The sequence below is a fragment of the Lacrimispora sp. YZC11 genome (genome assembly GCF_057543815.1).
Map to the genome: position 1 here is coordinate 510,745 of NZ_BAAJYQ010000020.1, position 14,845 is coordinate 525,589.

Annotated in this window: 15 protein-coding genes; 13 read left to right on the forward strand and 2 right to left on the reverse strand. The window is 41.7% G+C overall.

Going from position 1 to position 14,845, the window contains the following annotated elements; genetic code table 11:
• The first annotated feature begins 10 nt into the window (after window positions 1-10).
• The 10 genes from AC27IJ_RS23865 to AC27IJ_RS23910 all read left to right on the forward strand — a co-directional run bounded on the left by AC27IJ_RS23865 (window position 11) and on the right by AC27IJ_RS23910 (window position 10,767).
• Complete coding sequence (locus tag AC27IJ_RS23865) at window positions 11-1,174, forward strand: sialidase family protein (RefSeq protein ID WP_487151063.1); 1,164 nt, start codon at window positions 11-13, stop codon at window positions 1,172-1,174.
• A gap of 55 nt (window positions 1,175-1,229) precedes the next feature.
• Window positions 1,230-2,393: an iron-containing alcohol dehydrogenase gene (locus tag AC27IJ_RS23870; protein ID WP_487151065.1), complete on the forward strand. Its 1,164-nt coding sequence runs from the start codon at window positions 1,230-1,232 to the stop codon at window positions 2,391-2,393.
• A 33-nt stretch (window positions 2,394-2,426) separates the two neighbouring features.
• Entirely contained in the window at window positions 2,427-3,335 is a 909-nt protein-coding gene (gene dapA, locus AC27IJ_RS23875; protein ID WP_487151067.1) for a 4-hydroxy-tetrahydrodipicolinate synthase, read from the forward strand.
• A 1-nt stretch (window position 3,336) separates the two neighbouring features.
• Window positions 3,337-4,431 carry a PdxA family dehydrogenase gene (locus AC27IJ_RS23880; RefSeq protein WP_312441197.1) on the forward strand — a complete coding sequence of 365 codons (1,095 nt, stop codon included), beginning with the start codon at window positions 3,337-3,339 and terminating at the stop codon, window positions 4,429-4,431.
• A gap of 136 nt (window positions 4,432-4,567) precedes the next feature.
• Window positions 4,568-5,848 carry an SLC13 family permease gene (locus AC27IJ_RS23885; protein ID WP_487151069.1) on the forward strand — a complete coding sequence of 427 codons (1,281 nt, stop codon included), beginning with the start codon at window positions 4,568-4,570 and terminating at the stop codon, window positions 5,846-5,848.
• A 209-nt stretch (window positions 5,849-6,057) separates the two neighbouring features.
• Entirely contained in the window at window positions 6,058-6,405 is a 348-nt protein-coding gene (locus AC27IJ_RS23890) for a VOC family protein (RefSeq protein ID WP_024296292.1), read from the forward strand.
• 511 nt (window positions 6,406-6,916) lie between these two features.
• Window positions 6,917-7,951: a siderophore ABC transporter substrate-binding protein gene (locus AC27IJ_RS23895; RefSeq protein ID WP_313259437.1), complete on the forward strand. Its 1,035-nt coding sequence runs from the start codon at window positions 6,917-6,919 to the stop codon at window positions 7,949-7,951.
• Between the two features lie 19 nt (window positions 7,952-7,970).
• On the forward strand, window positions 7,971-8,984 hold the full coding sequence (locus AC27IJ_RS23900) for an ABC transporter permease (RefSeq protein ID WP_312441201.1): 1,014 nt from the start codon (window positions 7,971-7,973) through the stop codon (window positions 8,982-8,984).
• A complete protein-coding gene (locus AC27IJ_RS23905) occupies window positions 8,981-10,021 on the forward strand; it encodes an iron chelate uptake ABC transporter family permease subunit (RefSeq protein WP_312502616.1) in 1,041 nt (346 codons plus the stop codon). Before AC27IJ_RS23900 ends, AC27IJ_RS23905 begins: the two co-directional genes overlap by 4 nt.
• Window positions 10,018-10,767 carry an iron ABC transporter ATP-binding protein gene (locus AC27IJ_RS23910; protein ID WP_487151073.1) on the forward strand — a complete coding sequence of 250 codons (750 nt, stop codon included), beginning with the start codon at window positions 10,018-10,020 and terminating at the stop codon, window positions 10,765-10,767. Before AC27IJ_RS23905 ends, AC27IJ_RS23910 begins: the two co-directional genes overlap by 4 nt.
• 280 nt (window positions 10,768-11,047) lie before the next feature.
• Here AC27IJ_RS23910 and AC27IJ_RS23915 read toward each other — a convergent pair whose 3' ends face one another.
• Entirely contained in the window at window positions 11,048-11,248 is a 201-nt protein-coding gene (locus AC27IJ_RS23915; protein ID WP_312441204.1) for a cold-shock protein, read from the reverse strand.
• Between the two features lie 906 nt (window positions 11,249-12,154).
• On the opposite strand from AC27IJ_RS23915, the gene AC27IJ_RS23920 reads away from it, so the two are divergent.
• Window positions 12,155-13,438, forward strand: a complete 1,284-nt coding sequence (locus AC27IJ_RS23920) for an MFS transporter (protein ID WP_312441206.1) — start codon at window positions 12,155-12,157, stop codon at window positions 13,436-13,438.
• 74 nt (window positions 13,439-13,512) lie between these two features.
• Here the strand turns inward: AC27IJ_RS23920 and AC27IJ_RS23925 are convergent, their stop codons facing one another.
• Window positions 13,513-13,854 carry a winged helix-turn-helix transcriptional regulator gene (locus AC27IJ_RS23925; protein ID WP_312441207.1) on the reverse strand — a complete coding sequence of 114 codons (342 nt, stop codon included), beginning with the start codon at window positions 13,852-13,854 and terminating at the stop codon, window positions 13,513-13,515.
• 189 nt (window positions 13,855-14,043) lie between these two features.
• Between AC27IJ_RS23925 and AC27IJ_RS23930 the strand changes: the two genes are divergently transcribed.
• Both AC27IJ_RS23930 and AC27IJ_RS23935 read left to right on the forward strand, forming a co-directional pair.
• Window positions 14,044-14,370, forward strand: coding sequence for a cupin domain-containing protein (locus tag AC27IJ_RS23930; protein WP_312441208.1), 327 nt, complete (start codon window positions 14,044-14,046; stop codon window positions 14,368-14,370).
• A 46-nt stretch (window positions 14,371-14,416) separates the two neighbouring features.
• Complete coding sequence (locus AC27IJ_RS23935) at window positions 14,417-14,797, forward strand: VOC family protein (RefSeq protein ID WP_487151076.1); 381 nt, start codon at window positions 14,417-14,419, stop codon at window positions 14,795-14,797.
• Window positions 14,798-14,845 lie beyond the last annotated feature (48 nt).

A 14,845-nucleotide genomic window follows, 5' to 3' on the forward strand; every position in this document is an offset into this window, starting at 1 on the left:
GGTATATATTATGAACTATCCTACTCTCGCCGGTTTGACTTTAGACGGTCGTATCTACCGCAACGAAGAAATGGGTACTGTGGAATCCATGGTACCTCCCGGCCCTTTCGCCACCTGCCATTCTCCTGCTATGCTGGAGTTGCCAAACGGCGACATGCTGTGTTGCTGGTTTGCGGGAACTTATGAAGGGGAAGCCGACGTACATATTGTATGTGCCCGTCTTCCAAAGGGTGCCGATCGATGGAGGTCGCCGGTCTCCGTTTCCGGTGACCCAAAGCGCAGCGAGCAGAATCCATCTTTATTCTACGGCCCTGACGGTGCTGTTTGGTGTATGTACACCGCGCAGTTGGACCGCATTGCGGGCAAAGACAACATGCAGTTCACCTCTCAAATCAGATGCCAAAAGAGCTTTGATGGCGGCCTGACTTGGGGCGGCTATGAAACCGTCTTCCCAAGAGAAGGCAGCTTCTGCCGCCAGCCGATTCAGATTCTGAAAAATGGCCGCTGGATTTTTGGCAACTGGCTGTGCACCGACTCTGAAGAAGGTCTGTCCGGTGACCCCAGCGTATTTCAGATTTCTGATGACCAGGGCAAGTCTTGGCGTATGGTAGAAATGCCGGACAGCTGTGGCCGTGTTCATCCTACCGTTGTGGAGATGGATGACGGGCACCTTGCAGCTTTCATGCGCAGCCGTGAGGCCGACAATGTCTACCGCAGCGAATCTCTGGACTGGGGCGAAACCTGGTCAGAGCCGAAACCTACTCCTCTGCCAAACAATAACTCCTCTATAAGTGCTATCCGCACCAAAAGCGGCCGTGTTGCTGTGGCATATAACCCCACCGCCACTCCATCTCCCGTTCCAGGCAAAGCTGCATGGCCGGGGCTGCGTTGCCCTGTTGCTGTGGCACTGTCCGAAGACGGCGGCCTTACTTTCCCATTAATCCGCTTGATGGAACGCGGCGAAGGATACATCGGTGAGGAGAACAAAACAAACAACAAGCAGTACGAGTACCCTTACCTGATGCAGAGCACTGATGGCAGACTGCATCTAACATACGCGGCGTACACCCGTAAGTGCATTAAATACGTTAGCTTCACCGAAGAAGATGTTATCGGCGCAAAGCGTGAGTACGTCGGCGTGTACAACCCTACCTCCGGCGAGGGCACAAAATAAGCAACATCCACAAGGATATCTTTTACTAAATTATTACCAAAAGGAGTGATGTCAGATGCAGACTGTATATAACGTAAAATTGCCCCATGCCGTCTATGGCGGCGAAAACTCAATAGACAATATCACCGCAATCCTAAAGAATCATCAAGTTAAGCGTGTAGCCATGTTTACCGACAAGGTAATACATGCCTCCGGCCTGTTTGATTTGCCGGAAGCTGCAGTAAAGGCTGCGGGTGCAGATTACTATGTACTGGACGAGATTCCACCAGAGCCGTCCTACACAGCGGTGCAGAATATTGTTGATCAATTCAAAGCAAGCGGCGCAGATATGATGATTGCCGGCGGCGGCGGCAGTGTTTTGGATGCTGCCAAGCTGGCCAGCGTGCTTGTAACCGATGAATACGGTGTAAAGGAACTACTGGATGAGCCGGGGCGTGCAAAAAAGTGTGTTCCAACAATTCTGATTCCCACCACCGCCGGCACCGGTGCGGAGGTAACTCCAAATGCCATTGTCGCAGTTCCGGAAAAAGAGCTGAAAGTTGGCATAGTAAACGAAAATATGATTGCCGATTATGTGATTTTAGATGCCCGCATGATTAAAAATCTACCTAGACAGATTGCTGCTGCTACCGGCGTGGATGCCTTAGCTCACGCCATTGAGTGCTACACCAGCAAAAAGGCTAATCCATTCTCAGACACCTTTGCAATGGAAGCGCTTGATCTGATTTTGAACAATATTATCCCTGCCTGTGATGATCCCGAGGCTATGGAAGCTAAGAACAAGATGCAGATTGCTGCATTCTATGCCGGAATTGCCATCACAGCTTCCGGTACCACAGCTGTTCACGCCCTAAGCTATCCTTTGGGTGGCAAGTATCACATTGCTCACGGCGTTTCCAATGCGATCTTACTGGCACCGGTTATGCGTTTCAATGCACCTGTCTGTCAGGATCGTTTTGCTTTAGTATATGATCGCTGCTGCCATGACACCGAAAATATCTGCCAAACAACGAATGAAAAGGCAGAATGGATGATTGAGCAACTTGAGCGAATCGTACGTCATTTAGAAATTCCAACCAGCTTAAAGGAATTCGGCGTTCCACTCGAGGATTTGGACGGCTTAGTAGAGGCCGGTATGCAAGTGCAGCGCTTGCTGTTAAATAATATGCGTCTTGTAACTGCAGAGGATGCAAGAAACCTGTACTTAGAAATCCTATAAATTATTACACAAATAGAAAAGGAGAGCGTTATTATGAAGAATGTTGAATTAAAAGGCATTATCCCACCGATTCTAACCCCTATGAATCCCGATGAATCGATCAATCAGAAGGAACTTCGTAACCAGATTGAACGCATGTTGGAGGGCGGCGTCCATGGTCTGTTCCCATTCGGAACCAACGGCGAAGGTTACATCCTAAGCGAAAATGAAAAAATTGAGGTTCTTGAGGCTACGATCGACCAAGTAAAAGGTCGTGTTCCTGTGTACGCAGGTACCGGCTGCGTTTCCACGGCGGATACCATTCGTATTAGCAGGAAAGCGCAGGAGCTTGGCGCCGACGTGCTATCCATTATCACGCCCAGCTTTGCGCTTGCTTCACAAAAAGAGCTTTACGACCACTATGTGGAAATTGCAAAGCATGTAGACATTCCGATCGTGCTGTACAACATCCCTGCACGCACAGGCAATAAATTGCTTCCTGAAACCGTTGCAAAGCTGGCGAAAGATGTAGATATCATCATGGGTGCCAAAGACTCAAGCGGTGACTGGGATAACTTACTTGCCTACATCAACCTTACAAAGGAATTAGACAAAGATTTCCGTGTTTTGTCCGGAAACGATTCACTGATTCTACCTTGCTTAGAGGCAGGCGGTGCAGGCGGCATCGCAGGATGTGCCAACGTATATCCTCATGTTCTTGCATCTATTTATGAACTGTTCAAGGCTGGCAAGCTCGGAGAGGCTAAAGCCGCTCAAGACTCCATCGCCTCCTTCCGTGCCGTATTCAAATATGGCAATCCTAACACTGTTGTGAAAAAGGCTGTTTCTCTGCTTGGTTATCCTGTAGGCGACTGCCGCCGTCCATTCAACTACCTATGCAACGAAGGCGCCACCGCACTAAAACAAGTTTTGAAGGAAAACGCCGACAAAGGGATGTGCTAATATGAGTATACAATTGAAACCTATTATTGGCATTTCCATGGGTGACCCCTTTGGAAATGGCCCGGAAATTACTGTTCGTGCACTGGCAGATGCGGAAATCTACCAGCGTTGTAAACCCTTAGTAGTAGGAGACGAGACTTCCATGAGTTACGCTCTGAAGGTGGCCGGGAAAGTTCACGGAATTCATCTGGAGCTGAATGTGGTTTCCACACCCGCCGAAGGCAAGTACACTTATGGCACCATCGACCTAATGGATTTGAAGCTGATTCCTTCAGACGAAATTCCGGATACCTCCAAACTGGATGTACCTAAGCCTTTTGGCGTGGGAGCCTGTGCCTTAGGTGGCGAGGCAGCTTTCCAGTATGTTGTAAAAGTTATTCAGATGGCTATGGATGGCCAGATCAATGCTACGGTTACCAATGCTCTGAGCAAGGAAGCCATAAACATGGCTGGCCATCACTACTCAGGCCATACCGAGATTTATGCTGATTACACGGGCACACCTAAGTACACCATGATGCTGGCTCACGGCGATCTGCGGGTCGTCCATGTTTCCACTCATGTGTCTTTACGTGAAGCTTGTGACCGTGTCAAGAAAGATCGTGTCTTAGATTGCATCCGCATTGCCAACGAAGGCTGCAAAGCACTGGGAATTAAAGAACCTAAAATTGGCGTTGCAGGGCTGAATCCCCACTGTGGTGAGAACGGCATGTTTGGCTGGGAGGAAGTGAAAGAAATCCAGCCTGCCATCGAGGCTGCCATGGCTGAGGGCATCATTATCCCTGAAAAGAAGCCTACCCCTCCTGATACAGTGTTCTCTAAGGCACTGGGCGGCTGGTATGACATCGTTGTGGCCATGTACCACGATCAAGGTCATATCCCACTAAAGGTGAAAGGCTTTGTTTATAACCGTGAGGAAAAGCATTGGGAGGCTGTCGAAGGTGTGAACGTAACCCTGGGTCTGCCTATCATTCGTGCCAGCGTGGACCATGGCACCGGCATCGACCTAGCAGGCAGCGGCCGTTCCAGTGAGCTGAGCCTGGTCAATGCCATAGATTATGCCATCCTTATGGTTAATGCCAGGAAAGAAGCCTGACATTGTATGGTATATACACTGTACGCGCATTTCTCCAAGTCGGTTTTCAAGCATTTCGCCAAACCGAATGCTTGAATTGATATCATGTGCCCAACTGCAAAAAATAATCCTGTATAAAAGAGAGGAGTTCAAACAAATGACCATCCCAATGATTATTGCCCTTGCTATCACTGTAGTCATGATTATTTTAATCATGACAGAAAAACTTCCATTCGGTGCACCTCCAATTCTCGCATGTCTGCTATTGGTTCTTTTCGGCGTAGCCGATATCAAGACTGCTTTCGCTGGCTTTTCTAACTCTACCATTGTTATGCTTGCCTCCTTCATGGCAATCATAGCCGCTCTGCAAAAGACCGGCTTTATTGCTTCTTTCAAAAAAGCAATGTACAACATGGCTGGCAAAGGTGGCTTTAAGGCCTATGTACTGTTGATTCTTGTGGTTATGCTAGGTACCAGCCTATTCGGCACAGGCTCAACTGCATATTATGTTCTTACTCTAGGTATCCTGTCCACCATACCTTTCAATGAAAAATTACCAGGTTCCAAAATTATTATGGCTTCCGGCTTCGCTGCCAACCATCCTTTGATTCCTGTGAACGTGGCACTGCAATACGGCATTGTTGTTGCTGTTCTACAAGCTGCCGGAGCAACTGTTGGTGAGGTTTCCTTAGTGAAATTCTCTTTTGTGAACTTAATACTTTCGTTAGCCTTCCTGGGATGGTGCTTAATTGCTTACAAAAGACTGCCTAGCCATCCGATCGCAGAGGCAACCGAGAATGCTAAGTCCCATGGCGAAAACATTACCGAAATGCCAAAATGGAAAGAATACACTACATATGTAGCCTTTGCGGCTGCCGTTGTTGGCATGATTCTTCAAAGCAAAATTGGCGATGCAGGTTATGTAATTCCAGGTTTGGCTGTAACTGTACTGCTGGCTGCCCATGTTTTGGATTTCAATGAAATTCGTAACAGCATCGGTTCTCCAATCATTTTGATGTCTGCCGGTGTTATTGGCGTTGCCGATGCTCTTGGCAATACAGGGCTGACCGCTTTAGTTGGAGAAACTGTGGCCCAAATGCTTGGCACTAGCATCAATCCTTTCCTTCTGGTTTTTGCTTTCTGTATCCTGACAAGTGTACTTGCAACCCTTACAGGTTCTACCTTGGGTACTGTATATGTATTTGCACCTTTGGCTATTTCTACCTGCTTAAGCTTGGGTCTAAATCCGACTGCTGCCGCGGCTGCAATCGTAGTTTCAGGCTGGAACGGTCATTTCCTGCCTATTGACGGCATGCCGGCTATGATCATGGGCCTTGGCAACTACAAGCTGACTGAGTTCTGGAAATTCACAGTTCCGATGTACTTCATCCGCCTGCTTGCTCTTACTGCCGGAGCTTTGCTGATATTCCCAATGTAAGCTTCTAAATTACTTATATGAATGGTAATCTTTTTGATTCATTTAAGCCCTTATTGCATATATGAGGGATCTATGGTCTCTCTTATCGCTTACGACAAGCGTATTGCGACAAAATCAGTAGTGACTGAATGCATTCAATGCGTATCAAAAAATAACTAACTTTATATGAAACGGATAATATTCCGACATTTTGAGAAAGAGGTATGATTATGAATAATAAATTTGAACTAGAGCATATTGGCATCAACACCCCAAATGCTGAGGAGGCAGAAAAACTGGCTCAGCTTCTGAGCATGATGTTTAACCTGGAGCCTCGTCACGGACAAAAATCCGAATTCGGCGGCCCTTACTTCGAGTGTATGAAGGCTCCATTCCTGGGTGCAAACGGTCATATCGCTATGCGTACACCTGATTTGACCGCTGCCGCAGAGGAGTTGAAAGAGAAAGGCTTCTCCTTCAACATGGATACTGCCGCATATTCCGAGGATGGCAAACTGAAGAACGTCTATTTAGACGGCGAGTTTGGCGGTTTTGCCATCCATATTATGCAAAAGTAACGGCAAAACAAATTTAAACAACACAGGGAAATCAACCTCCGATTTAACTGCACTCCAAAAGTCAGGCATGTGATAAAATCAACATGTTAGACGAAAGGGGTGCAGTTTTTTTATAGAGGAATACATATAGTCATCGAAAAAGGGTATGAGGCGTTGCGTTTAAACTCAAGCGGCATCTTTTTTGTATACTCAAGACATGTGGAAGTAGTGATAATGATGACGTATTGCGGTTTTAATAAAAACAGATGAGAACCACAAGATATAGTGTTTTTTTGATGAAAACAGGGCGAAAAAGAGACTTAAAAATGGTCTTTTTTGGTCCCGTTTTTTTTCGGATTTCCACAAATGTCAAGTTAGATGTGGGGATGAAAGTTAAACGTTCAGAGGTTGGGTAATGTGAAATTCGTTCACCATTATTAAAAAAAGCGGTTGACAATAACCTTTTATAATAATACAATGGTGGAGTTAGCGGAAACTAACTTACTATATTTATTTAAAGAGGAGACCAGCCATGAAAAAATCTATATTAAAATCAACTGCTATTATTGCAGCTGTAGCTATGATGTTGACAGCCTGCTCAAATTCAAGTAACACAGCTACTGAAACGACTCGGGCTACTGAAGCTGAAACCACTACAACAGCGGAGCCTGAGGCAGCTTTAACGGTTGAAATCACCGATGTTCATGGAACGGTTACAGTTCCTGTAAATCCTAAAAATGTAATTTCTTTGGATAATAGAACTTACGAAACATTATCAGATTGGGGAATTAAATTAGTAGCTGTTCCCAAGGGGGTAATGCCGGCAGATTCACCATATGTAACCGATGAGTCCGTTCAGGATATCGGAAATCATCGTGAACCAAATCTTGAACTTATAGCAGCAGCCGACCCTGAACTCGTAATTATTGGTCAAAGATTTGCTTCCTATTACGAAGAAATAAAAGAATTAGTACCAAATGCAGCTGTTATTGATTTGAATTTTGATGTTTCTGAGGAAGCTGATACACCTGGAGAAAACTTAGTAAATGGACTTAAGGATTCTACAGTTACTTTGGGAAAGATTTTTGATAAAAATGAAGAAGCTGAACAGCTGGCAGCTGATTTTGATAAGGCTATTGAAGCTGTCAAGTCTGCATATAATGGAACGGATACAGTTATGAGTGTTGTGGTTTCTGGCGGAAATATTGGTTTTTCAGCTCCTGGTTCGGGACGTGTCTGGGGACCGATGTATGAAGTGTTCGGCTGGGTATCGGCATTAGACATTAACAATGCTACTTCCGATCATCAAGGCGATGATGTTTCTGTTGAAGCCATTGCACAAAGTAATCCGGATTGGCTTTTCGTGTTAGATCGTGATGCTGCAGTATCTTCTACAACTGATGCGGTTCCTGCTCAGGATGTTATCGATAATTCACCTGCTCTTCAAAACATAACTGCAGTTTCTGAAGGACATATCGTTTATGCACCAGCTGATACATACACAAATGAATCCATACAAACCTATCTGGAGTTATTTGGAGACCTTGCAAAGGCTTTGGCTGAATAGTATATAGGAGTATAGCATAGTGTTTAAAAATACAATGAAAAAAATGATTGGGGCTGGGAATTCTCAGCCCCAACGTTATAATTACAGTAAAAAATGGACAAAACCTTTTATATTAGCGATTATCGTTGTTATTATTTTAGGTATTATATCACTGTTTACCGGAGTTTATGATATACGGGGTCAAGTGGATGGAAGGGATATGTTTTTCATAACACGGGTTCCAAGAACAGCTGCACTCATGCTTACTGGTGCTGCAATGTCAATGTCAGGACTAGTCATGCAGCTTATTACACAGAATCGTTTAGTTGAACCTACCACAACAGGGACGATTGAATGGTCGGGTTTGGGACTTCTTCTTGTCTATTTATTATTTCCGGCACCAACTTTAGTTTTAAGAATGACCGGGGCAATCGTGTTCTCTTTTATAGGAACTATGATTTTCTTTTTGTTTTTAAAAAGAGTTAAACTTCGCTCTTCTTTGATTGTACCGATTATTGGGATGATGCTTGGAGCAGTTATTTCTGCATTTTCTACTTTTGTGGGACTTACCTTCCAAATGACGCAAAATATTGAAAGCTGGTTTGTAGGTTCTTTTGCAGCGGTTCAAATCGGAAGATACGAATATTTATGGCTGATTATTATAGTTACTGGCCTTATTTTTATTTGTGCTGATAAGCTGACTTTAGCCGGTCTGGGGGAAGATGTTGCTACAAGTCTTGGAGTAAATTATAACAAGATAGTTATTCTGGGGACTGGCCTTATTTCTTTTGCTGTTGGAATTGTTACAGCCGTTATTGGAAATTTACCTTTCTTAGGTTTAATTGTACCCAATATTGTTTCAATGTATAGAGGAGATAATCTTAGGAGTAATTTGCCTTGGGTATGTGTGTTGGGAATGGGTGTAATAACTCTTTGTGACATTATTTCCCGAACAATTATAATGCCTTTTGAAGTACCTGTCTCTTTGATTCTTGGAACAGTGGGGTCAATTGTATTTATTGTTATTTTATTGAGGCAAAGGAGGCTAAGATGAACAGAATAGAATACAATACCGGCCTTCATCATGAAAACAGATCAGCGAGAGCTTTTCGTTCTAAGAAAGAAGAAAAAAATTATTGGATTTTGTTGATAACATTGATTGTTTTGGGCGTTCTTGCTTCCTATGGCCTTTTGGTTTATAATAATCCGGTTCCAATTGATTCTCCTTCTTTTCTCCCGGTTGTCAGAAGAAGGACGTTCGCTCTTACTGCAATGATTATTTCTGCAGTTTGTCAGAGTTTGTCGACAGTCACTTTTCAATCGATTACGAGTAACAGGATTATAACCCCTTCGCTTTTAGGCTTTGAAGCACTTTACTCAACCATTCATACCAGTACAATATTTTTCTTTGGTGCCAGTGCCTTTATAAATTTTAGTGGTATTGAATCCTTTGTATTTCAAGTTGTTGTTATGGTCTTGATGTGCTTGATCCTTTATGGCTGGCTGCTTTCCGGAAAGTATGGAAATTTACAGCTTATGCTTTTAGTTGGAGTAATTATGGGAACTGGGCTGAAGTCTTTATCATCTTTTATGAGAAGACTTCTTGCACCGTCAGAGTTTGATATTTTACAGGCAAGATTGTTTGGTTCTGTCAATAATGCAGATTCGAAATATTTTCCTCTTGCAATTCCAGTTGTAATAATTGTAGCAGTACTTCTTCTTTCTTATTCTAAGAAGTTAAATGTTGTGTCACTTGGAAAGGATTGCTCTACTTCTTTGGGTGTCAAACATCAGGCTCACGTAATTTATGCTCTAATATTAGTTTCTGTTTTGATGTCAATTTCTACGGCTTTGGTTGGACCACTTACTTTTTATGGATTTTTAGTTGCAACTTTGAGTTATCAAGCGGCGCCAACGTATGATCACAGATATATTTTTCCAATGGCTCTCGCGATTGGATTTTTGATAATAACAGGTGCATACTTTTTTATGTACCATATATTCAAGGCTCAAGGTGTAGTTTCAGTTATTATCGAGATGTTTGGCGGAATAGCATTTTTAATTGTAATTTTAAGGAAGGGTACTTTATGATAATTATTGATAATGCCAGAAAGTCGTATGATGAGGTAGAAATAGGACCTTTGGATATTAAAATACCAAAAGCAGGTCTTACTTCTTTAATTGGACCCAATGGTGCTGGAAAATCTACGACACTCTTGATGATTGGAAGACTTTTGGATATGGAAGAAGGTCACATTAAGGTGGCAGATATGGATGTTACTGAATCAAAATCAGAGGACTTAGCAAAAGTTTTGACTATTTTGCGGCAGGAAAATCATTTTGTAACGAGGCTTACTGTCAGGCAGCTGGCTGGATTTGGGCGTTTTCCTTATACAAAAGGAAGATTAACGAAAGAGGATGAAGCTATTATTTCTAAATATATCGATTTTTTAGACTTGACTGATTTGGAAAATAGATATTTAGATGAACTTTCTGGCGGTCAAAGGCAAAGGGCATATGTGGCAATGGTTTTGTGCCAGGAGACGGAATATGTACTTTTGGACGAGCCTTTGAACAATCTTGATGTTGCTCGTTCTGTTCAAATGATGGAGCATTTGAAACATGCGGCTAATGAATTTGGAAGAACAATTCTGACGGTTATGCATGATATTAATTTTGCGGCCAAATATTCTGATCGGATTTGTGCTATGAAAGATGGACGAATTGCCGCTTTTGGCACCGTAGATGAGATTATGGATTCAAAAATTTTGACGGATATTTTTGAAACGAAAATAGAAATTATTGATGGGCCCTATGGACCGATAGCGATTTATTAGACAGTGTTTTAAACTATAAGGTAGTGCAATCCGGCAGGCATTCCTTTGGCCGTTTACTTTTGCTCATCAGAATTAGGTTCCGCTAAACTTTGCGAGTGATCCGCAGTCTCCGGTGAGCAGGCCGGGTACTTTGCGGTGCGGTCCATGCAGAGCCATGGATTCCGGCTGAATTTTGAGCCAGTTGAGCAGATGAGTTTGGAAGATAGATTTTAATAAATTATGGACGTAGAAGACATAAAAAAAAAAGACCACTTATAAGCGGTCTTTCTTATCACAAGGTTTATGCAGTTTGAACATTAACGGCCTGTAATCCGCGATTACCTTCTGTTACATCAAATGTTACAGACTGACCCTCATCTAATGTTTTGAAACCGTCCATTGCGAGACCGGAGAAATGAACGAATATATCGTTGCCCTGCTCGTCACAGATAAAACCAAAGCCTTTTTGTGGATTAAACCATTTTACTGTACCTTTAGTCATGAAAGATACCTCCTTAAATATTAATATTGTATTTTTGATAGAACTAAAAATCGCATATATATGTAAATCATCAATAGAATAATGACTTACGTATACATGCGAAATCAAGACCTTATTTAAAATACATGCTTAGTATAACACGACGATTTAAATGTGTCAAGAGAAAATTATCAAAAAACTACTTTCTTTAATAAAATAGTTATGTAATTTTCGTAGTCCCTTGTTTCCTAAACGTAAATTATATTAATTAACAACAAAATCTGATTTATTTTTTACTTTAATTGCTATTCATAATATTATTTGTGGTACAAACGCAAAGAAGTTGCGGGAAAAGTATGGAATCGGAAAGATGATTTAAGAGACTGTTTTACAGCAGAAGAGTTAAGGGTTATACAATCCATGGAATGCCTGGTAAGTGGCCTGGTGGATTGTGGTTGGGGGTATGATAGGTCAAAGCATTCATAGAACAGACCAATATTTGGAGTTCAGTACAATTCCGGGCCCGCCTTATGTTGTCAACGACTATGATTTGACAACTGTATACAGGTTTTGTTAAGTACCACTAGATTTTATTATAACAATTTATAACAAGATTTTATTTTAATACCATATTTGCGGTATTTATAGGTAGCAATAAATATAAATTAGTGCTACTATAAAATGAAGCTTCTATAAGGGATGCATCTGAAGACTAGTGTCTTATTAACCCAAAAAAATGAAGCAAGCTATCATGTGTAGATAACAGTGGGTGTTGATATGTAAACCTCAGATTAACAGGATTTCATCCCGGAACCGAGGCGTGGAAAAATAGCTAGTACAATATTGTTTACTCGTCGCTTCGTTCTCTTCCTTAGAAATTGACGGAACAGTCATGAATATAGAATCAGTCGTAGAATGGAGAAACCAGTGAATACAGTACAAAAAGTAAAAACTCTGCGGAAGCACCCACTAATTGAATTATTAAAACATAACAAAGGAAATCCAAGAACTCTAATTTTGATGGAACCTCTATGGGGTATTCCGTTTAACTTAATCACACCTTTTGCCACACTATATATGTACACGCAGGGAATAACGGACGTTCAAATCGGACTGATTCTGTCGGTTGCTATGTTTGTCCAGGTATTTTTTTCCTTCCTTGGTGGCATCATCACCGATAAGTTGGGGCGCAAATTTACAACCATGATGGGTGATTTCTTTGGCTGGTGTATTGCTTGCCTGGTATGGTCAATCTCGGGTAACTTTTGGCTCTTTTTAATTGCTGTTTTATTTAACAGTTTTGAGCAGATTAACCAGACGGCATGGTTTTGTTTATTGATTGAAGATGCAGAATCCAAGGATTTATTAGGAATATACACCTGGGTGAACATCGGCGGTTTAGTTGCAATCTTTTTTGCTCCAATTTCGGGATTGTTGATAAATTCCTTTACCGTGGTTCCGGTTGTCCGTGTTTTATATTTTGTTTTTGCTGTGAATATGCTTATTAAGGTGATTATTACTTATCGGTATTGTGATGAAACCCGGCAAGGAAAGATTCGTATGGCCGAGACGAAAGATACCCCTGTTTTACAGATGTTATATGAATACAAGGATTTAATACCCAAAGTTCTAATGAATAAAGAGATTATGAAAGTGCTGATTGTCTCTGTGATATTACATATAACGAATCTTGTCAGTACCAACTTCTTTAGCTTGTATGTAACACAAAGGCTAGGCATAGCAGATCGTTATCTGGCTTTTTTCCCCATTTTGAATGCGGCTGTGATGTTGCTTTTCATGATTGGAATACAACACCGCTTGGAATTTGTGAAATTCCGGATACCTATGTGGATCGGTTTGGTATTGTATGCCGCGAGCTCGATTCTTCTGATACTGACTCCTATTGGTAGTATACCGTTTATTATCATTTATGTCTTTGTTGCGGCAGTAGCAAGTGCCCTAGTAGTGCCTCGTAAGGATGCCTTGCTCCAGTTAAACATTAATCCCAAGGAGCGGGCTCGTATTAATGCTTTGATTATGTCCTTTACCATTGCTTTTGCCTCACCATTTGGCTACTTTGCTGGTTGGTTATCAAGTATTGACCGCCGCTTGCCATTTGTGTTTACATTTACTATTTTCATTGTGGCAATTATCATCGTTGGTCGTATCCGTGATCCTGAATTCGCTATAGAGCATAGGGATGTTGACTAACGTATATAGGTCAAAACAAAGGGAATGCCGGTGTTAAGCTTACACCGGCATTCCCTTTGTTTCGATAAAGACAATTACCCATTATTTTGCTGATTCAGATCACTGTGTTTAAGATGCTCTATTCCCCATCGATTCATTTCCTCCATAATGGGACTTAAAGATTGTCCAAGCTCCGTAAGAGAATATTCGACCTTTGGTGGTACCTCTGGATAAACTTTTCTACAAATTATCCCATCGGCCTCCAACTGCCGAAGCTGTTGTGTCAGCATCTTCTGGCTTATTCCGTTGATTCCTTTACTGAGTTCAATAAATCTTTGTGTACCGTTATTGAATAGATTCCTCAGGATAAGTACCTTCCATTTGTGCCCGATCAAGTTGACAGTATGCTCAATAGGGCATAATTTATCACATGGCATTATTATCACTCCTATCAATTATTGTGTTCACTTACTATATGGTTAGTATAACACAAAATAGTGCCTTCTTGCAAAAAGTTTGTAACGATATTATAGTAATTGTACAGCAGTACCTTTTAAGTCAGATGGTTTGGGTTTAAATTGCTAATGATAGCTGAATACTATTTCAAATAGATAGGAGTAAAAATAATGAAAAAAATTAATATTGGCGATATTCTTGATTTTGCAGCTGAAAAAAGTGCGCGTAAGGCAATTTTCAAAGAAGGCCAGTTGGATACAGGACTTTTGCTTTATGCCCCAGGACAAACAACTCCTGATCATAAGCATTCGGATATCGATGAAGTCTTTTATGTAATTTCTGGTGAAGGCACAATTACAATAAACAATGAAGAAATACTTCTGAAAGAAAAGGATATAATTTTCTCACCGAATGGTGAGACACACGGATTCAATAATACCAGTTCTGATAATTGGGTTGTGCTGCAGATTAAAATTGACCTTTCTAATAAGGATTAAACTATATTTATAAAAATTTAAGATTGAGCACAGGAGGTATTGTTTCATGTTTACACGAATAGATCATGTTGCATTTTCGGTAAAAGACAGACAAAAGTCGATCGACTTTTATGAAAAAAACTTTGGATTTAAAAAATATTTTGAACACGATGTTCCCGGGGTACCGGACCTTGAAAAGGTTGTTTATCTTCAGTTGGGCGATACCGTGTTAGAGTTTGAACACTGGACTCATGAAAAGGAGAATAAGGGGTATCATTTCTGTCTCATTAGCGATGATTTTGATTCAGATTATCAAAAGCTTAAGAATGCAGGGATCCCTGTCGTAACTGAGCCACATATTCCCGAGCCCAGATCACCTCAGGAAAAAAGCTGGAAAAGAGTTGTTTTTCAAGGCCCTGACGGCGAATTCATTGAGTTCCGAGGTTAAAAATGTTATTTGCTAAAATTAAGGACATGAGAGTGATAACTTTCACGC